This window comes from Novosphingobium sp. ZW T3_23 (genome assembly GCF_044987305.1).
GTDB lineage: Bacteria > Pseudomonadota > Alphaproteobacteria > Sphingomonadales > Sphingomonadaceae > Novosphingobium.
On the sequence record NZ_JBJDRF010000030.1, the window covers coordinates 46,801 to 65,400 of the forward strand.

Annotated in this window: 20 protein-coding genes; 9 read left to right on the forward strand and 11 right to left on the reverse strand. The window is 66.2% G+C overall.

Translation table 11 applies throughout. The annotated features are described in order from the left end of the window. Positions 1-265 precede the first annotated feature (265 nt). The 5 genes from ACI3K3_RS15795 to ACI3K3_RS15815 form a co-directional block, all read right to left on the reverse strand. Positions 266-1,174 carry a sigma-70 family RNA polymerase sigma factor gene (locus ACI3K3_RS15795; protein ID WP_404915295.1) on the reverse strand — a complete coding sequence of 303 codons (909 nt, stop codon included), beginning with the start codon at positions 1,172-1,174 and terminating at the stop codon, positions 266-268. A gap of 172 nt (positions 1,175-1,346) precedes the next feature. Continuing rightward, positions 1,347-2,420 (reverse strand): peptidoglycan-binding protein, encoded by a 1,074-nt coding sequence (locus ACI3K3_RS15800; protein WP_404915297.1) that lies wholly within the window; start codon positions 2,418-2,420, stop codon positions 1,347-1,349. Next, positions 2,417-2,854, reverse strand: a complete 438-nt coding sequence (locus ACI3K3_RS15805; RefSeq protein ID WP_313433899.1) for a hypothetical protein — start codon at positions 2,852-2,854, stop codon at positions 2,417-2,419. Before ACI3K3_RS15805 ends, ACI3K3_RS15800 begins: the two co-directional genes overlap by 4 nt. After that, complete coding sequence (gene fliI / locus ACI3K3_RS15810) at positions 2,838-4,175, reverse strand: flagellar protein export ATPase FliI (protein ID WP_404915299.1); 1,338 nt, start codon at positions 4,173-4,175, stop codon at positions 2,838-2,840. The genes ACI3K3_RS15805 and fliI overlap by 17 nt, the downstream gene beginning before the upstream one ends. A 15-nt stretch (positions 4,176-4,190) precedes the next feature. Beyond that, positions 4,191-4,637 carry a flagellar biosynthesis repressor FlbT gene (locus tag ACI3K3_RS15815; protein WP_404915301.1) on the reverse strand — a complete coding sequence of 149 codons (447 nt, stop codon included), beginning with the start codon at positions 4,635-4,637 and terminating at the stop codon, positions 4,191-4,193. 174 nt (positions 4,638-4,811) lie between these two features. On the opposite strand from ACI3K3_RS15815, the gene flgE reads away from it, so the two are divergent. The 3 genes from flgE to ACI3K3_RS15830 all read left to right on the forward strand — a co-directional run bounded on the left by flgE (position 4,812) and on the right by ACI3K3_RS15830 (position 9,263). Then, positions 4,812-6,128: a flagellar hook protein FlgE gene (flgE, locus tag ACI3K3_RS15820; protein ID WP_404915303.1), complete on the forward strand. Its 1,317-nt coding sequence runs from the start codon at positions 4,812-4,814 to the stop codon at positions 6,126-6,128. Between the two features lie 104 nt (positions 6,129-6,232). Beyond that, complete coding sequence (flgK, locus tag ACI3K3_RS15825) at positions 6,233-8,329, forward strand: flagellar hook-associated protein FlgK (protein ID WP_404915305.1); 2,097 nt, start codon at positions 6,233-6,235, stop codon at positions 8,327-8,329. A 25-nt stretch (positions 8,330-8,354) separates the two neighbouring features. Further along, complete coding sequence (locus ACI3K3_RS15830; RefSeq protein WP_404915307.1) at positions 8,355-9,263, forward strand: flagellin; 909 nt, start codon at positions 8,355-8,357, stop codon at positions 9,261-9,263. Positions 9,264-9,445: 182 nt separating this feature from the next. Here the strand turns inward: ACI3K3_RS15830 and ACI3K3_RS15835 are convergent, their stop codons facing one another. Further along, positions 9,446-11,308 carry a hypothetical protein gene (locus ACI3K3_RS15835; RefSeq protein WP_404915309.1) on the reverse strand — a complete coding sequence of 621 codons (1,863 nt, stop codon included), beginning with the start codon at positions 11,306-11,308 and terminating at the stop codon, positions 9,446-9,448. Beyond that, on the reverse strand, positions 11,305-11,610 hold the full coding sequence (locus ACI3K3_RS15840; RefSeq protein WP_404915311.1) for a hypothetical protein: 306 nt from the start codon (positions 11,608-11,610) through the stop codon (positions 11,305-11,307). Before ACI3K3_RS15840 ends, ACI3K3_RS15835 begins: the two co-directional genes overlap by 4 nt. Positions 11,611-11,697: 87 nt before the next feature. Here ACI3K3_RS15840 and ACI3K3_RS15845 point away from each other — a divergent pair, with 87 nt between their 5' ends. After that, on the forward strand, positions 11,698-12,150 hold the full coding sequence (locus ACI3K3_RS15845) for a hypothetical protein (protein ID WP_404915313.1): 453 nt from the start codon (positions 11,698-11,700) through the stop codon (positions 12,148-12,150). A 177-nt stretch (positions 12,151-12,327) separates the two neighbouring features. On the opposite strand, the gene ACI3K3_RS15850 is transcribed toward ACI3K3_RS15845, so the two are convergent. The 4 genes from ACI3K3_RS15850 to ACI3K3_RS15865 are packed head-to-tail and all read right to left on the reverse strand — an operon-like array spanning position 12,328 to position 15,072. Further along, a complete protein-coding gene (locus ACI3K3_RS15850) occupies positions 12,328-12,981 on the reverse strand; it encodes a MotE family protein (RefSeq protein ID WP_404915315.1) in 654 nt (217 codons plus the stop codon). Further along, positions 12,978-13,547: a DUF6468 domain-containing protein gene (locus ACI3K3_RS15855; protein ID WP_404915317.1), complete on the reverse strand. Its 570-nt coding sequence runs from the start codon at positions 13,545-13,547 to the stop codon at positions 12,978-12,980. The genes ACI3K3_RS15850 and ACI3K3_RS15855 overlap by 4 nt, the downstream gene beginning before the upstream one ends. Continuing rightward, positions 13,544-14,563: a flagellar motor switch protein FliM gene (gene fliM / locus ACI3K3_RS15860; protein ID WP_404915319.1), complete on the reverse strand. Its 1,020-nt coding sequence runs from the start codon at positions 14,561-14,563 to the stop codon at positions 13,544-13,546. The genes ACI3K3_RS15855 and fliM overlap by 4 nt, the downstream gene beginning before the upstream one ends. Beyond that, complete coding sequence (locus ACI3K3_RS15865; protein ID WP_404915321.1) at positions 14,560-15,072, reverse strand: flagellar basal body-associated FliL family protein; 513 nt, start codon at positions 15,070-15,072, stop codon at positions 14,560-14,562. Before ACI3K3_RS15865 ends, fliM begins: the two co-directional genes overlap by 4 nt. Positions 15,073-15,214: 142 nt before the next feature. Here ACI3K3_RS15865 and ACI3K3_RS15870 point away from each other — a divergent pair, with 142 nt between their 5' ends. The 5 genes from ACI3K3_RS15870 to ACI3K3_RS15890 form a co-directional block, all read left to right on the forward strand. Continuing rightward, positions 15,215-15,958: a flagellar hook-basal body complex protein gene (locus tag ACI3K3_RS15870; RefSeq protein WP_404915323.1), complete on the forward strand. Its 744-nt coding sequence runs from the start codon at positions 15,215-15,217 to the stop codon at positions 15,956-15,958. A 46-nt stretch (positions 15,959-16,004) separates the two neighbouring features. Next, a complete protein-coding gene (gene flgG / locus ACI3K3_RS15875; protein WP_404915325.1) occupies positions 16,005-16,790 on the forward strand; it encodes a flagellar basal-body rod protein FlgG in 786 nt (261 codons plus the stop codon). 4 nt (positions 16,791-16,794) lie between these two features. Then, entirely contained in the window at positions 16,795-17,232 is a 438-nt protein-coding gene (gene flgA / locus ACI3K3_RS15880; RefSeq protein ID WP_404915327.1) for a flagellar basal body P-ring formation chaperone FlgA, read from the forward strand. Positions 17,233-17,245: 13 nt separating this feature from the next. Next, a complete protein-coding gene (gene flgH, locus ACI3K3_RS15885) occupies positions 17,246-18,019 on the forward strand; it encodes a flagellar basal body L-ring protein FlgH (RefSeq protein ID WP_404915329.1) in 774 nt (257 codons plus the stop codon). A 271-nt stretch (positions 18,020-18,290) separates the two neighbouring features. Next, on the forward strand, positions 18,291-18,600 hold a 310-nt coding region (locus tag ACI3K3_RS15890; protein WP_404915331.1), incomplete at its 3' end, for a flagellin.

Sequence of the window (18,600 nt, forward strand, 5' to 3'; positions counted from 1 at the left end):
TTTTTCGCGCGCTACGGGGAACGGCAATCCTGCCAGGCAGGATCGCCGCAATCGTTTAAGGCACTTTCCAATCCGACAGCTTCCGATGCGGTTGGACGAGCCGAGTTCTCAGACAAGCCGTCGTCCCGGACTTGATCCGGGACCGCTGGCCTTGTCGCGCCCAACCCTCGGCAGGGCGTATGTCTGCGAGGTAGCACCTCAAGGATTGCCAGCGGTCCCGGATCAAGTCCGGGACGACGTTATCGTCCATGGGCCTGAACTGCCATCAATGGGCGGCGACGGGCGCCAGCATGGACTGGCGATATTCCGCCATCATCGTGAAGCGCGGATCGGCGCCGGTGAGGTCGCTCATGGTCTTGGCGGCGCGCTTGGCGATCTGGCGGACGCGCTCCTTGGCAACGCCGCTATCGTCATCGCCGGTGTCGAGCGCGGTGATCTCGAAAAGACGCCCCTCAACGACGCGACGGTTGTGCTCAAGGCGCTCTTCCAGTTCGGCCATTTCGGCGGGATCGAGCATGGACTTGCCGGTGCGCCAAACCGAGCGGCGGGCGCCGGTTTCGCCCAGCGGCGTCTCGGTCAGGGAATTCTGCGCGCGCGTTGCCTTCTTCGGCTGCGCCTTGCGGCGGATGCGTTCCACGCCGATGTTGCGCAGATGCTCGACGTAGCTGTCGGTCAGCGACGCCATGGCCTGCCGCGCGAGATAATCGGAAGCGCCAGCTTCCGTCCGTCCCAGGGCGTCCTCGTCCTCGATCGAGGCCACGATCGACTGGCCCTCTCCGTCCTCGCCCACGCCCACGGCGTCCAGCGACACGGTGACCGCCTCCACCTTCTTGGCCGAAGGGCGCTGGTCGGTCATCAGGCGGAAGCGCAGGCTCTGAAGCTCGCCCCGGATCTGCCAGTTCACGAAAGTGGTGAACTGCGCCTTGGTCGGATCGTAAGCCTGGATCGCGCGGTGCACGGCGATCGCGCAGACCTGTTCGGCGTCGTCCCAATGGGCGACAAGCCCGTACTGACGAATGAAATGGCGGATGCGCGGCGCGATCAGCTTGATGATCTGCGCGAAGGCGCGGTCCACGGCGACGCGCTGGCGCGCGGATTGTGCCTGGCCTTCGGCCGGCATGTTCGCGCTGACCGTCGCTACCGCGGACTCCAGAGCGATGGTGATCTTCGACATGTTGAACCCCCGGTTAGAGAGGAGCTACGGGCGCCCATCGCCGCTGCTCCGCTTCAACGAGACCCGTTGTCTCGTGAATTTCTGAACGCGAGGTTAATCCTATAAACGTCTTTCCTATATTTCCTATAATTTTTTTCACTTCATCGGGAACTAAGTGCGTTTCACCGCTGGATCAGGCGGAAAAGCGGTCCGGACGGATGTTGCGGCCGACATAGTCGAGCAGCCAGGAACGGTGCGCGGCGACCGCGCTGCCGGCCATTTCGATCCGGCGATTCGCATTCGCGGCGCCGACTTGCGCATTAAGGAGCGTGCGGGCACGCTCAGGCGACAGGCCGCCTTTCAGGAAGCGCACGGCGTCGCCCAGCCCCAGATGATGGCCAAGATAGGCCGCCTGCGCCATTTCGACCTCGCCGCCGCCGATCCGCACGCCCGAACCGCGCAGCGAATCGAGATTGGCGCGGGCATAATCGGCGATCGTCTCGATCGAAGCCTGCGGATCGTAGCGCAGCGCCAGCAACGCGCCCCGGCTCTCGCTGCGGACATGCCCGCGCGCATTGAGCCAGCCGTTCGCCTGCGCGAAAGTGTGAAGCCACGTACCCTCCCGCTCAGCCTCGCCTTCCCAGGTGCGGTTCAGGAATTGGCCCATTCCCGCAGCACTGGATCGCGGGTTGCGCGAATAGGGCAGCCAGCGTCCATCGGAACCCTTTGCCGCCTCGGCATTGACGATCGTGGCAAGCGCCGCCGCCGGTATCCCGGTGCGCGAAGCCGCGGAGCCGAGAATGCCCGCGTAGCGAGCGTTCGGGCCGCCCTGCATCGACAAAGCGCCCTTGGAACGCTCACCGGGATTTTCGCCGGAGCCTTCATTGCCCTGTTGCCGCGCGAAGCGATCCCAAACACCAGCCTGGGAAGAGCACGATGGATCCGACGCCTGCGGCCTGGGATGGGCCTGTCCCGTTTCGGCAGGTCCAGTGTCGGCAGATTGGGCGGAAGCGGCCTTGGTGCGTTCATCCAGCAGCGCCAGCAGCCCGTCGAGACCGAGCGGATCGGTGCGCTTGTCGACCAGTCCTCCGGCCTGCTTTTCGTCTTCGCCGCCCAGCGCGGCGCGCCACAGGCGGCCGGAAAGCTCGCTGCGGGCCTGGGTGTAGATAAGCTGCGCCTTCTGCGCCGGGGTCAACCCCTGAAGGTTGCCGGTCTGGGCTCCGAGAGCGGCATGGCCCATCGTCGCACCGGCCGCACCCTCGATCATCGCGAATCTTCCCGGCGCATCGCACGACGCGCCTTGATGAAGGACATTGCCGCGAAATCATCGATCCCCGCCTGCTCGGCATTGGCGATCACGCGCTGGGCATCCTGCCGGAAGCCGTCCGCCGCCGTCTCGATCGCGCGGAATGTGCCATAGGCATCGACCGCCTGGTCGCGCAGTTCGTCGAGCTTGGCCTTCAGCACGACTTGCGTCGCCGCCAGTTGCCGACGCTCGCCGCGCATCCGCTGGAGATAGGCGTGCGAACAGACCGCCATGTCGCCCGCAGCCAGACCGGCTTCGCGCGTGATCGACCGGGAGACCCGGTCCCGCGCCTTTTCGACTTCGCCCAGCACGCCGGAATGGGTGCTGATCGCCGCGCTCATCTCGTCGATCTCGCGCTGCTGCACCCGCAGCGCGGCGTCATAGGGCGTCTTCATCGGTGACCTCCATGAGCGCCGCGAGCGCCTCGAAACTCTCCTGCGCGAAGCCGCGATCCTGCTTGCCCTGCTTCAGCAAGTCCTCGATGCGCGGAGCCAGCGCCACGGCGCGGTCCACTTCGGCGCTCGACCCGGCGCGATAAGCGCCCAGACGGACCATCTCTTCCATGTCCTTGTAGGTCGCCATTTCGCGGCGCGCAGCAAGGCGGATATGGTTCTCCTCCTCGCCCAGACAGTGCGGCAGGGTTCGCGACACCGACTTGAGCACGTCGATCGCGGGATAGCGGCCACGCTCGGCGATCTGGCGGGTGATGACGATATGTCCGTCGAGAATGCCGCGTACCGCGTCGGCCACCGGCTCGTTGTGATCGTCGCCGTCCACCAGCACGGTGAACAGTCCGGTGATCGTGCCCTGCCCCGGAAGGCCCGGTCCGGCGCGTTCCAGCAGGCGCGGCAGTTCCGCGAAGACGGTGGGCGTATAGCCCTTGGTCGCGGGCGGCTCGCCGCTGGCCAGGCCGATCTCGCGCTGCGCCATGGCGAAGCGGGTGACCGAGTCCATCAGGCAGAGCACGTTGAGCCCCTGGTCGCGGAAATGCTCGGCCACGGTCAAGGTGGTCCAGGCAGCCTGGCGACGCATCAGCGCGGGCTCGTCCGAAGTGGCGACGACGACGACGCTGCGGGCGAGGCCCTCCTCGCCGAGATCGTCCTGCACGAATTCCTGCACTTCGCGGCCACGCTCGCCGATCAGGCCGATCACCGCGACGTCGCACTCGGTCCAACGCGCCAGCATCGAGAGCAGCACCGACTTGCCGACGCCGGATCCGGCGAACAGGCCCAGGCGCTGGCCACTGCACAGCGGCGCGAAGAGATCGAGTGCACGCACCCCGGTAGAAAGGCGTGAACCCACCCGCGCGCGCGCCGAGGCCGGCGGCGGCGAGGCCTTGATCTTGCGCAGCATGGCGCCCTGTTCGAGCGGTCCTTTGCCGTCGACCGGACGGCCGAGGCCATCGACCATGCGGCCAAGCCAACCGCTCGAAGGCCGCAGGGCGAACTGGCTGGCGGAAAGATTGGCGCGCGATCCCGAAGCGATGCCCTGCGGCTCGCTGAAGGGCATGCAGTGGGCGATGCCCCGGTCCAGCCCCGTCACTTCCGCTTCCACCTGGCCGGTGGGCGAATTGAGCGTGACGCGAGAGCCGATCTGGGCGGCGCCCGACAGGCCCTCAACCTCGATCAGCGCGCCGCGCACGGCCACGACCCGGCCATAGCGGAGGTCCGGCGTGAGCAGGCGAAGACCTGCGGCAGCGGCGGCTAGACTAGCCATGGCCCCCTTCCCGCGTCAGTCTGCGGGGGCGATTTCGGGCGCGGCTTCGGCGTTCTGCACGCCGGCCGCTTCCGCCAGGCGCGAAAGCGCGTCGGATTCGTAGCCGATCAGCCAGCGGCAGTCCGCCAGCGCATTATAGAACTGGCCGGTCGCCACCTTCTGCGCGAAGCGGATGCAGACGGCCTTGGCCTCGGCGGTTTCCAGCGCCAGCATCAGCGATTCCAGCCGTGCCAGCAGAACCTGCTGATGCCGCGCAAGATCGGCGGGGTCGATATAGGCCATCATGCAGGCGAAATAGAGCTGGCGCGCCGGAGAGGTTGCCTCCTCCGGCTTCATTACGTCGCGCCCGCGCAGGATCGTGGCCTCGTTCTCGACCACCAGGTCGGTACGGCCCATGGCCCGCAAAACCGCGCCGTTCACGATTACCGGCTCCCCATTGCGAAGCGAAATGCGAAGAGTCATGTCCATTGCCCCCGTGACATCTGCCTCATTTATAGGATGACTGAGACATGTCCGTGGCAATCCGTTACAAATTTTCGTGACGGCTCATCAGGGTAGGATCGCAATTCTTCCTACAATGGCTCTGTTCGGTGGCCGGTACGCCTTTACCCCGGCCGTCACGCACAGGAGAACCACATGAGCCTCTATTCAGCTCTTTATGCCGGCGTTTCCGGCCTCGGCGCGCAGGCGAGCGCCATGGCCACGGTCGCGGACAACATCACCAACGTCAACACCATCGGCTACAAGGGCGTTTCCGCCCAGTTCCAGACGCTCGTCACCGACGGCAAGATGAAGAGCAGCTATTCGGCCGGTGGCGTCACCGCCGCGCCCAAGGCGCTCATCTCCAAGCAGGGCCTGCTCCAGGCATCCAGCAGCCTGACCGACATCGGCATCGACGGCGCCGGCTTCTTCGTCGTGCGCTCCAGCGCCGACACCAGCGGCCAGATCGCCTATACCCGCGCCGGTTCGTTCACGCCCGATGCCGACGGCTATCTGCGCAACACTGCCGGTTACTACCTGACCGGCTGGCCGCTCGACGCCAACGGCAGCTACACCAACAACGGCAGCATGGATTCGCTGGAGCCCATCCGCCCGAACTCGCTGACCGGCGCGGCGCTGCCCACCACCAAGATCTCGATGCGGGCGAACCTCGATTCCACCGCGACCCCGATCACCGGCGCCTATGTCCCCGGCTCCATGGCCTCGGGTGCGCTGTCGCCGCAGTTCTCGCGTTCGGTCGAGATCTACGATGCGCAGGGCACCGCGCACACCCTGACGTTCAACTACGTCAAGACTGCCGCTAACGAATGGGTTGCCGAGATTTCCGGCGATCCCGCGCAGATCGCCAGCTCGAACGGCGCGGCCATCACCAACGGCGTTCTCGCCAGCGGCACCGTGAAGTTCAATGCCGACGGCAGCCTCGACCTTGCCGGTTCGGATGCCGCGCTCTTCGCCGACCTTGACATCGGCTGGTCCAACGGCGCCGGCTCCACGCCGATCACGCTCGGCCTCGGCACCGACGGAGGGCTTAACGGCCTGACCCAGTTCGGCAGCGATTCCGCCCTGCTTTCGTCCAGCGTGGACGGCGGCGTGCTGGGCACCGTGGCATCGGTCGAGATTTCGGACACCGGCATCGTCAGCGCCGTGTTCGACGACGGCACCACCCGTGCGATCTACCAGCTGCCGATCGCCACCTTCCAGAATCCGGACGGCCTGACCCGCACCAGCGGCAACGCCTACATCGCCTCGGCCACTTCGGGCAACGTCGCGATCAACGAGCCCGGCGCGCTCGGCGGCGGATCGATCGCGGCGGGCGTTCTGGAAGCCTCGAACGTCGACCTGGCGTCGGAATTCTCGAACATGATCCTGTTCCAGCGCGCCTACAGCGCTTCGTCGAAGATCATCACGACCGTCGACGACATGCTCCAGGAAGTCAGCAACCTGAAGCGCTGACCTTGCCCGAAAGACCGGAGCGTTTTCATTCGAAGTGAAAACGCTCCGGCCGACTTCCCCAAGACCTTACCTTTCCCGGCGATACTTTCAGGAAGACCAGAACCGTGTCCCTCAACCAGATACTCAATTCCGCAATGTCCGGCCTCTCGGCCTCTCAATCCGGAATGGCGACGGTTTCCAACAATATCGCCAACGTCAACACGGTGGGTTACGCAAGGCAGAAGCCGGCGCTCACCACCGGCGTGGCGGGTGGGAAGGTCAGCGGTGTCGTCGTCGGCGAGCCCTCGCGCGTGGCGGACAAGTTCCTGGAGAACGCCGTCTACCAGCGCGCGGGCGCAGCCGGCCGCAGCGAAGCGGCCTCCACCTACCTCGACCGCCTGCAATCGCTGCTTGGCTCCACCGATTCCAAGTCGGGCATCGCCGCGCGCCTGAACGCGATCACCACTTCGGTGTCGCAGATCGCCAGTCTTCAGGGTTCGGCCCAGTCGATCGCGCTGTTCACCGGCAATGTCTCCGACACGATCCAGAGCCTGAACCAGTTGCAGGGCGACGTTGCCAACCTCCAGGCCGATGTCGAGAGCGAAGTCTCCGACACGGTCGACCGCGCCAATGTGCTGCTCAAGAAGATCCACGACCTCAACAGCGAGGTCGCTCGCCTCCAGGGCCTGGGCAAGAGCGTCTCCGGCCCCGCCGACGAGCGCATGTCCGCGCTGGAGGAACTGAGCGGGATGATGAACGTGACCGTGCGCGAGCAGAGCGACGGCCGCGTGACCATCGACAGCGCATCCGGCCAGGTTCTGCTGGACAAGCGCCTGCGCCAGCTGAGTTACCCTTCGGGCGCCGCCGCCTCCCAGGCGACCTATCCGGCGATCGACATCCGCTTCGCCTCCGACAACGGCGTGATCGGCGCCTCCACCGGCGAGAAGATCGATTCCACGGCAGTCGGCGGGAAGCTCGGCGGCCTGCTCGACATTCGCGACCGGGCGTTGCCCAACTTCTCGGAGCAACTTGGCCAGCTGTTCACCGGCATGGCCGAGGCTCTGAACAAGGTTTCCAACGAAGGCACCACCTTCCCCGCGCCCCAGTCGCTGACGGGCCAGAACAACGGCCTGGTCGGCACAGACCGGTTCGGCTTCACCGGCAAGGCGACTTTCGCTGTCGTGGCCAAGGACGGCACGCTGGTCTCCAAGGCGACGATCGATTTCGACGCCCTGGGCCCCACCGCCACCGTCGACGATGCGATCGCCGCGATCAACGCCGGCCTGGCGCCTGACGGGTCGGCCAGCTTCACCGACGGCGTCCTGTCGATCAGCGCGAATTCCAACGCGAACGGCATTGCCATCGCGCAGGATCCGACCACCCCCAGCGACCGCGCGGGCGTGGGCTTCTCGCAGTTCTTCGGGCTCAACAACCTGATCCGTTCGGACAGCAGCGCCCTGGCACCCTCGGGCTTCACCGCCACCGATCCGCATGGCTTCGGCACCGGTGAGACCGCCCAGATCGTCCTGCGCGACCCGACCGGCAAAATCCTGACCGAATATACGCTCACGGGCTCGGCCGGATCGACCTGGGGCGATCTCGTCACCGAACTCAACGGCAGCCCGCTTTCGGCCTATGGCAGCTTCGCGCTGGACGATCGCGGCCGCGTGCAGTTCAACTCCAACACCGCCAGTTCCGGTTCGACGATCTCGATCCCCTCGGATTCGACCAACCGCGCGGGAACCGGCCTTTCCTTCTCGGCGCTGTCCGGGCTGACCGGGGCCGCCAGCGGGCTTGGCTCGGCCGAAGTGCCCGCCAATATCCTGGCGGACCCGACGAAGCTGCCGCTGGCGCAGCTCCAGCTTACGGCAGCCGTGGGCGAGAAGGCCATCGGTTCGGGCGACATCCGCAACGTCTCCGGCTTCGTGGACGCCCTGTCCAGCACCGTGGACTTCGGCAAGGACGGCAGCAGCACGATCGGCAATTTCGCCAATCGCCTGCTCGGCAGCGCCGGCTCGCAGGCCTCGCTGGCGCTAACCAACTACAACGATGCTTCCTCGCGCCTCAGCGATGCCCTTGATCGACGCGATTCGTTCTCCGGCGTCAACGTGGACGAGGAACTCGCGCAGATGGTCATTCTCCAGAACAGCTATTCGGCTGCGGCACGCGTGATGTCGACCGCTTCGGACATGTACGACGAACTGCTCGGCATGATCCGCTAATTTTCGAAAAGACGAGGACCAGACAATGACCCGCGTAGCGACGATCCCCCTCCAGCGCACGCTCGCCAGCGCCATGTCGCGCTCGCAGGAAAACCTGGCGACAAGCCAGCTTCAGCTCAACTCCGGCAAGAAAGCGACCGACTACGCGGGCCTCGGCCTCGATGCGGTGCGAACCCTTTCGGCACGCTCGATGCTGGCCCAGCAGGAATCGTACAAGAGCAACACCGCCCGCGTCTCCACCACGCTGTCGCTCTACGACGCCAATCTGGGCCAGATCGACACCTCGCTCACGAAGATGAGGACGGAACTGATGACCGCGCTGGGCACGGGCGATTCGCCGGGCCTCCAGGCTATCGTCGAGAGTTCCTTCGGCGACCTGCGCATGGCTCTGAACGCCAACGAAGCCGGCATTCCCCTCTTCGCGGGATCGCAGACCTCGGGCAGCCCTTTCCTTCCCAAGACGCTACAGGACACGATCGGCCTCGATGCCGCCGATGCCTTCGCCAATGACAGCGTGCGCCAGTCCACGCGCATCGGAGAGAGCGTCGAACTGGAATATGGCGTGGGCGCCAGCGAAGTCGCCACCAACCTCATCCCTGCCTTCCGCACGCTTGCCGAAGCCGGACCCTTCGGCGAGAAGCTGACGGATGCCCAGAAGCAGGCGATCACGGATGCCCTCGCGCAGCTCGATACCGGCATCACCGACGTCCGCACGGTGAACGCCACCAATGGCCGCAACCAGAACAAGGTCGAACAGCTCAGCGAACGCGCGGACGACCGGATCGACCTGTTCAAGGAACTGATCGGCTCGGTCGAGGATGCCGATCTTGGCCAGGTCGCGATCGACATCACTCAGCGCAAGACCATTCTTGAAGCGAGCTATTCCGTCTTCGCGCAGCTCAATTCGATGTCGCTGGCGCAATTCCTGAAATAAGGAATGCCGCCAGGGCAGCACATGAAAAAGGGCGTCGGGATCGTGATCCCGGCGCCCTTTTTCGTATCCTTGAGCGGGTGATCCGGTTGCACCGGATCACCCGCTCCAAGTTTCTCGTTTGCCGCATTTTCCGAGTCATCAGGTGATTCCACCTGATTAGAAAATGCTCTTGCTCCTCGCCTTCAGCCTTTCGGCGCGACGCTTCCGGGCGCTCGCTCCAGCAGATCTGCGAAATCGCCCGCCGGGCTGGCCGAAGGCATCGCTGCCATGGCGCGCGCCAGTTGCGGCCCGTTGGCCTCCTTGGGGCTGCCGGTAAGCATCTCGAAGACAGGCGCCGAGGGGAGCCCCTGGAACGCCGCCGCATAACGCCCGTGAAGGCCCGACAGGGCTTCCTCGCGCCCCAGCATGGCCAGCGAGATCGCGTGGCGCAGGACGACTGCCTGGCCCACGGCGTCGAGCGCCCGCCCCGTGGGGAGCCCGGATGCCGAAGCTTCGGCATAGCGCGCCCAGTCGCGCTGTTTCCAGAGGATCTCGGCGCGCAGGGTATCTGCGTCCGGCACGTCCTGAAGCACGGCCATGGCCTCGTCGATACGGCCGATCTGGCTGAGTGCCGCCGCCTCCACCCGCTTGCGCGCGGCGATCATGGCGTCGGGGAAGGACGGGTCGTCCGACTTGCGCAGGGTGTCCAGCGCGCGATCGGGTCGTCCGGCCAGGATGAACAGCGTCGCCACCCGCGCCGAGAGCGGCCCGCGCGCCAGATCGCCCGCGCGTACGAACAGCTGATAGGTCAGCAGGTCGCCTGCGCGTTCGTAAAGTCCGGCCTGTTGAAGGCGCTCGGCCAGATGGCTGGCCATGAGGTCTCCCTCCGCCCCGCCCGGCGCGATATCGCGGTAGTCCCAGTAGAGCCCCGCCGCCTTGTCCAGCGGCAGCTTGCGGGCGGGATCGAGCGCCGTCGTCAGCTTGGTGCGCAGGCCCGGCAGAAAGTCCGCCCCCTGGCGCGCCACGTCGTGGTAGCGGAACAGGGCAGCGCCTGCGGCCAGCGCCCCGGACAGGTCGCCGCGGGCATCGTAGAGCTTGTAGGTCAGGCGCAGCGCGCGTTCCTCGATGGCGTCGCCGCGCCAGGCATAGCGGATCGCATCGAGCCGCTTGAGCGCCGCTTCGGGCCCGACCGCCTTGTGGGCGACCTCGGACTCGATCTCGCTCAGCCGCGCATCCATGCGCTGCTCCATCGAGCCCGAACGTTCCACCCGCGCGAACCGCAGCCGCGCCTGATCGACATGGCCGAGCGCCAGTTCGGCGCGTCCGCGATAGAGGTTCGCCGCCGGATCGCGATCAGGCAGGGGTGCCAGCCATTGCATCGCCTTGTCCGGCGCGCCGCCCTCCACGGCGGCCCGGGCAGCCGCCAGAATGAAGGCCCTGGGCCGCGGCGTCTTGAGCGCAGGCCGCGCGCAATCGAGCTGTTGCAGGGCCTGCTCGGCGAGCGCGCTCTGCGCCAGGGCGCGCAGCCGCCAGGCGCAGGCCTCGGAGTTCGCACCCAGTCCGGGCGCACCCAGCGCGGCAAGGGCGTCCGGATAGCGGCTCAGCAACGTAAGGGCGGCGCCTTGCGCCAAACGGAAGGTATCGACCATCTCCAGGTCGGGATCGTCCTGCCGCATGACCTCCAGCACACCGAAAGCCTCGCCGCCGCGCTCCTGTCCGATCAGGCTGCGGGCATAGTTCCAGCGCGCCTGCTGGCGTTCGGGTCGAGGCGCGCGGGCGATGCGGGTCCAGGCATCCTGTTCCGTCAGCTTCATCCAGGCCGCCGGTCCGACGATCGCGGGTTGCTGCGCCAGATCGGCAGCGAAGCCCGGCAGGCGCGGCGCCGGTGGCAGCGCCACGGCTTTAGGCGCGGGGCCAGAGGTGGGTTTTGCCGCCGAAGCGGGCGCTCCCGTGGCCCCAGTGGTGGCTGGGGCAGCCGGTGAAGTGGTGGGTGAAGCGGCGGGCGCGGCCAGCAGGGCTGCACCGGGCACCAGCGCGGCCGTCGCCAGCAGACGGGTAAGGATCACAGCAAGGCTCCGGGAAACAGGACCGACATCGTGAACAGTACGCCGCCAAGCGCGCTGCCGATGAGAAACAGGATAACGGCGAAAACCACCCACAACGCACCCCCGCGCTGGACCGCTTGCGGCGCGGCGCCATCGACGGCAAGCTGCGGGGCATCGGTGCGGCGGCGCCCCAGATTGGCCGGATTGGGGGGATTGGGCGGGACAGCGCCGGGTTGGGCCGGATTCAGCTGGCCCGGATTCGATGGGCCGCCCGATCCAGAGGAAAATACCCTGACTTTCGCCGGACGCCGATCGTCACTCATGTTAACCTGACTCCTGGGGTTTCGTTCTATTATAGAGGAAGAAGCCGCCGGACGGTCCGCGCCGGACGGCTCGATCCGGAGTCACCGATGCCGCCTTCCGCCTCTTCCCGTATCGACGCCCGCAAGACCTTGCGGCGTGTCCGGCCGGTCATCGCCTGTTCCCTGGCAGCCGCGGCGGCGACTTCGGCTCAGGCCGAAACCAAGAAAGCCGATGCCGTCCCGGCGCCCGACCCCTCGTTCGTGGTGATGGAACCGATCGATGCGCCGATCGTCGACAGCGGCCGCATCGACGGCGTGCTTCACCTGTCCATCACGGTGAAAGCGAAGTCTGCCGAGAATGCCGCCGAACTGGCCAAGCGCATGCCCGAACTGCGCGCCGCATCGCTGGCCGCCGCGATCGAGTTCGCGCGGCTTCACGCCTCGCCCTATACGCCGGTCAACGTCGCCCGCCTTTCGGCAATGGTGGCGCCGCCGCTCAAGCGCCTCGACAAGGGCATCGAGAAAGTGCTGATCGTGAAGGTCTCCGCCGACGAGGGCTGACGGCTCGGCCGCTCGTCGTCCCGGACTTGATCCGCGACCGCTGGCCGTGAACGGCCCACGTCGCGGCAGGGCGCTCTCACGCAAGCTATCGCCTCAAGAATTGCCAGCGGTCCCGGATCAGGTCCGGGACGACGGTATGAAAAAAGCCCCCGTCCGGACCGGATGGGGGCTTTTTCGTTACTGCGCGGGAGGCGCTGCCGGCTGCGCCGGCTTGCCCGCCGCCGCAAGGGCCTGCGGTTTGCCACGCCTCGGCTGAGGCGGAGCGGAAGGCGGCGCCTTGATGACCTTGCGCCCGGCCAACGCCATCGACAGTTCGACGGCGGAACTCGGCGTCATGTAGGCCATGATCTGCGCCGTCGCCCGTTCGCGCATGCGACGCGCGACTTGCGCCTGGACCTCGATGTCGAGCTTCTCGAAGATCGGTGCGGCGCGCTGCGGTTTCATCGTCTGGTAGATACGCGCGAGGTTGTCATAGGGCACTTCCGGTTCCGGAGCGCCGCCACGTCCCGGCGCTGGTGCGGCCGCGGCCTGTTCCTGCTGGGCCTGCCCGGCCAGTCGCGCCTCGCTGGCCTTGACCGCCTGTTCGCGCATTTCCAGCTTGCGGCGCTCGGCGGCCAGCACCTTGTCGCGCTGCGCGGTGGCGTCCTGAAGCGAAGCGCCCAGGCGGCCGGAGTCGCCCTTGACGCTGCTGACCGGCGGAGCGGCCAGGGCGATGGCATTGGCGACCGCCGCCACACCGGCCACGGCCAGGATCAGCCGGGAAGGCGTCACCAGGGCACGGACCGGCGCAAGCATCCCGCCGATAGGCCCGAAAGCCTCGCGCTTGATCATGCAACGGCGCTTTCACGCGACGCGCGGGCCGTGGCGATATCGCGCACGACGCCGCTGGCATCGTTGATCGCGGCCGGCACGGCAACCTTGCGGCGCGAACGGGTGCGGCCGGGAGCGGCGACCTTCTCGGCCTCGAGAATGCCGGCGACGACCTTCTCGGCGTCGGTGGCCTTGGGCCTGGCGGCGGTCTTGGGCTTGGCCGTGCGCGGCTTGCGGACGGCGCGCTTCTTCGGTGCCTGTTCCTCTGCCTTGGGCGTCTTGGCGTTGGCTTCCATGATGCGGTCCGCCACGGCATTGCCGATGCCGACCATCAGGGTCAGTTCGTCGCGGATTTCCTCGGCGGCGGCGATGGCGGTGGCCTGGGCCTGGCCATCGGTTGCCAGCACGCGCTTGAGATCGCCCAGCACGATGCGGGCCTGGCCGGTCGCCCGTTCCATCTGGGCCACGCCTTCGGCAAGCTGGGTATCGCGCAGGGTGCGCAGGCGGCGGCTCATCCGCGCGCTCTGCACGAGCACGGAGAGGCAAACCAGGATCAGCACGGCATTGATCGTTGTGGCGAAGGTCATTTCGGATACCCCTTGGAAATGTCTGTGGCCATGCGAATGGCGATATTGCTTGAACGCTGGCCGATATGCGCGCGGCCCAGCGGCACGCCGCCGCACTGGACCTGAAGCGCATCGTTCGGGCTGTGGCTGAGGGCGATCGTCTGCCCCACCTTGAGAGTCATCACGTCGCGCAGGCTCATCAGCTTCTCGCCGAGCACCACGTCCACGGTCACTTCGGTACTGTAGAGTTCCTTGGCCATGTGCGCGGCCCACATGCGGTCGCGGCCGAGCTTTTCGCCCATGAAGCGTTGCAGCAGCTTGTCGCGCACCGGTTCGATCGTGGCGTAAGGCAGCAGGACGGAGAACTTGCCGCCCCGCCCTTCCATGTCGACGCGGAACGTGGCGACGGCGGCGATGTTGCTCGGCCCGGCGATCGCGGCGAAGCGCGGGCTCGATTCCATGCGCTCCACCATCATCGTCACCGGCTCGATGGCCTCGAACGCCTGAGAGAGATCGTCGAGCGCCAACTGCACCATCTTCGACACCAGCATGGTCTCGATCGTGGTGAAGGCACGACCTTCGACACGCATCGGGCGCGACCCTTTGCGACCGCCCAGAAGCGCGTCGACCACCGCGTAGATCAGGCCGGAATCGACCGTGACCACGCCGTAGTTTTCCCACTCCGTTACCTGGAATACACCGAACATCGCCGGCAGCGCCACGCGGTTCATGAACTCGCCGAAGCGTGTGGAGGTGATCTCCTCCAGGCTTACGTCGATCGCGTCCGAGGTGAGGTTGCGCATGCTGGTGGCGAACGAGCGCACCATGCGTTCGCAGACGACTTCCAGCATGGGCAGCCGTTCGTGGCTGATCACGTTGGATTCGATCATCGCCTTCAGCCCGCTCTTGGGCTGTGCCGGCATGTCGCTGTCGAACCCGAACAGCGCATCGATGCTGTCCTGGTCGAACATGTCGTCGTTGATCGCGCCCACCTTGGGCGGATCGGGGAGGATGAAGTCGTCGAAATCGTCGCTCATTGCTGGACGAGGTCCTGGATCAGCACGTCCTTGACCATGCCGGCGCCCAGCGCCTGGGTGGCCCGCGTCATCATCTCTTCCTTGATGCGGAACACCGCCGCCGAACCGTTGAGGTCGTCGGGCCGGAGTTCCCGCAGGAAGGGTTGCAGCGCGTCGAGCACGGCCGGGAGCTTGTCCTTGACCTTGTCGGTCTTCCCGTCGGCGGCGACGATGATGAAGCGCAGCTTCAGGAAGCGCGCCTGGCTGTCGCTGCCCCGCAAGTTGACGATCATCGGCGGCACTTCGATATAGGATGACTTGTCGCCCTCGGCGGACCCTGCTTCGGCACTGGCCTCATGCTCGGCACCGCCTTCGTCGCCGCCGCGCATGAACCACCAGGCCCCGCCGCCGCCCGCAAGCAACGCCAGGACCGCAGCCCCGCCGATAACCAGCATTTTCTTACCGGACTTCTTGGGTTCCGGCACATCGACCGCCGTAATGTCGATCACGTCGTCGCTGGACACATTCATCCCCTTGGCTCCTGGGATGCGCCCCCTGCACCGAAATGGTGTTCGCGCATCCGCTTTCGCGATTTCGCCTCTATTATAGGAAAGCTGAGCGGCAAAATCTGCCTAGCGCCGAATATCTGGAACTTTTTCGCAAGGTGCCCGAATGGACGTCTCTTCCTTCGTTCTGCTGAGCCATGAGCAGGCCTTGCGCCGCCAGCTCGACATCACCGCCAACAACATGGCGAACACCAGTACCGTGGGGTACAAGCGCGAGCAGGCGCTGTTCCACGAATATGTCGAGACGGTGAAGGATGCGCCCGTCGAGGATGCGCGCAAGACCTCCTTCGTGCTGGACTATGGCGCCGTGCACGACGCCTCGCAGGGGGCCTTCCAGTCGACCGGCAATGCGCTGGACGTCATGATCGACGGCCCCGGCTACCTCAACGTCGAAACGCCCGAAGGCGGCGTCGCCTATACGCGCGCCGGTTTCGTCAAGATCCTGAGCACGGGCGAACTCGCCACGTCCGGCGGGCAGCGCCTGCTGGACGAGAACGGCCAGCCGATCGCCATCCCCGCCGACCTCAAGAACCAGGTCTCGATCACCGAGGACGGTACCGTCATGGCCGGCGACGGCCCGGTCGGACGCCTGGCGGTGACCGACTTCGCCGACGAGAACATGCTGGAGCCGCGCGGCGACGGCATGCTCACCGGGGCCAACGGCCGGATGCTCGCGGCGGCGCAGACCAAGCTCAAGACCGGCGGCGTGGAAGCGTCAAACGTCGAGCCGATCACCGAAACCACGCACATGGTGGAAATCCTGCGCTCGTACCAGACCAGCCAGCGCCTTTCCTCCGACCTGAACGACATGCGCAAGCGTGCCATCGACCGGCTCAGCCGCGTCGGCTGATCGTAAACCCGTTTCCAACCTCATCCTATACTAACGAGGAGCCACCATGCGTTCTCTCTCCATCGCTTCCACGGGCATGCTTGCCCAGCAGACCAACGTCGATGTCATCTCGAACAACATCGCCAACATGAACACCACGGCGTTCAAGCGCCAGCGCGCGGAATTCCAGGATCTGCTCTACCAGCAGGTCTCGCGTCCCGGCGCCAATACGAGCGACAGCGGCACCAAGGTTCCCACCGGCATCCAGATCGGCGCGGGCGTGCGCACCGGCGGCGTCTATCGCATCACCGAACAGGGCGCGCTGACCAACACCGGCAACACCTACGACATGGCGATCGATGGCCCCGGCTACTTCCAGGTCACGATGCCTTCGGGCGACGTCTCCTATACCCGCGCGGGCTCGTTCCAGCTGTCCGACCAGGGCGAACTCGTCACCAGCGACGGCTATCTCGTCCAGCCGAACGTCACCATCCCGCAAGGCGCGCTGGACGTCACCGTCTCCAAGACCGGCGAAATCCAGGTGAAGATCGCCGGACAGGCCGAGATGCAGACCGTCGGCCAGCTCGAACTGGCGACTTTCGTCAACGAAGCAGGCCTGGAAGCGATCGGCTCCAACCTGTTCCTGGAAACCGGCGCGTCCGGCCAGCCCACCGTCTCGACGCCGGGACAGCCTTCGTTCGGCACCCTGAGCCAGGGCTTCGTCGAAGCCTCGAACGTCAATCCGGTCTCGGAAATCACCTCGCTCATCACCGCCCAGCGCGCCTACGAGATGAACAGCCGCGTGCTCAAGACGGCTGACGAGATGCTCCAGACCTCAACGCAGATCAGCTAAGGCCATGCTCACCGCACTCCTTCTCGCCCCCGCCCTGGCTGTCGCCCCGGCAATGCCCTCCGGCGAACCCGCACCGGTCCTCGCCCGCACCGTCGAACGCGGCGAAGTCCTCACGGCGGCGGACTTCGTCACCGCCCCGGTCTTCCCCGCGATCGCGCGCAATGCGCTCAGCCCGGCGGAAGCGGCGGGACAGGAGGCGGTGCGCCGCCTCAACGCCGGCGCGCCGGTACGCTCCACCGACATCACCCCGCCCCGCTTGGTGCGGCGCGGCGAGGCGGTGACCATCTCGCTCGTCTCCGGCGCGCTCAAGATCACGTCGGCCGGACGCGCGCTCAGCGACGGCGGCAAGGGACAGCAGGTGCGCGTGCTGAACCTCGCCACCAACCGCACGCTCGATGCCGTTGCCGTCGGCTCGGGCGACGTGCGCATCACCGCGCAGTAGGGAGAAGCCGGCCGTGAAGAACCGTTTCGCACCTTTCGTTGCCGTACTTCTCGCCGCCAGCCTGCTCTCGGGCTGCGGCTCGGTCGGCCGGCTCAAGAACGTGGGCAAGCCGCCGAAGATGTCGGAGGCGGAAGATCCGGTGGCGCCTCGGCTCGAACCGTCGCTGGGCAATCACTCGGTGGACGACCGCGCCTTGGCGGAAAACGGCCGCAGCGCCGATGCGGCACGCGGCGCCTCGCTGTTTCGGACGGGCGGCGGCGCCTTCTTCCGCGACCAGCGTGCCTCGCGCGTCGGTGATATCGTGACGATCCGGATCAACATTGCCGATAACGCGCAAGTCGCCAATTCGACCACGCGCACCCGCAACGGCAGCGAGAACAGCGGCATCGCCGCACTGCTCGGCCTTGAAACCGTGATCCCCAAGATCCTGCCCGGCAACCCCGACCCCTCCAGCCTGGTCAGCACGGACTCCAAGTCCAGCGCCACGGGCGTGGGCAACACCACCCGCAGCGAGCAGATCAACATGACCGTGGCCGCCACCGTCATCGGCGTGCTGCCCAACGGCAACCTCCAGATCCGCGGCAAGCAGGAAGTGCGGGTGAACTACGAGCTGCGCGAACTCGTCGTCACCGGCGTGATCCGGCCCGAGGACATCGCCCGCGACAACTCGATCAAGCACTCCCAGATCGCCGAAGCCCGGATCAGCTACGGCGGACGCGGCCAGCTTACCGACGCGCAGCAGGCGCGCTGGGGACAACAGATCTACGACGCCCTCTTCCCGTTCTGATCGGGCGTACTGTTGCGACAAGAATGGCCTCTCCGGCAGTTGCCGGAGAGGCCATTCTTGCATCTGCACAGTCAATCCCGCCACCCAACCTAGGTTCGCCCCAAGAAGAATTGCCCCGCCCTTGGCACCACAAAATTTTTTCTGAAAATTCCGGAGCCTTCTTCACCCTTCCTAGAATGAAGATGCAGCCGGAAGAACCAGCTGTGCGCATGGCGGCGCTCCCGTCATCTGGCCGCAGAACTCGGCCTGCTTTTCTAGAAGGAAGACCATAATGGCGTTTTCGGTTAACACCAATGCTGGCGCGATGGCCGCTCTCCAGAGCCTCAACGCGACCAACAAGGGCATGAACCAGGTGCAGAGCCGCATCAACACCGGTCTGGCCGTTGCCTCGACCAAGGATGATTCGTCGAAGTACACCGTGGCTCAGACCCTGCGTGGCGACCTCGGCGGCCTAGGTGCGGTCACCTCCTCGCTCAACAACGCGAAGAGCGTCACCGACACCGCGATCGCCGGTGCCGAGCAGATTTCCGACCTTCTCAACCAGATGAAGTCGAAGGCCTATGAAGCAGCGGATGCCGGTC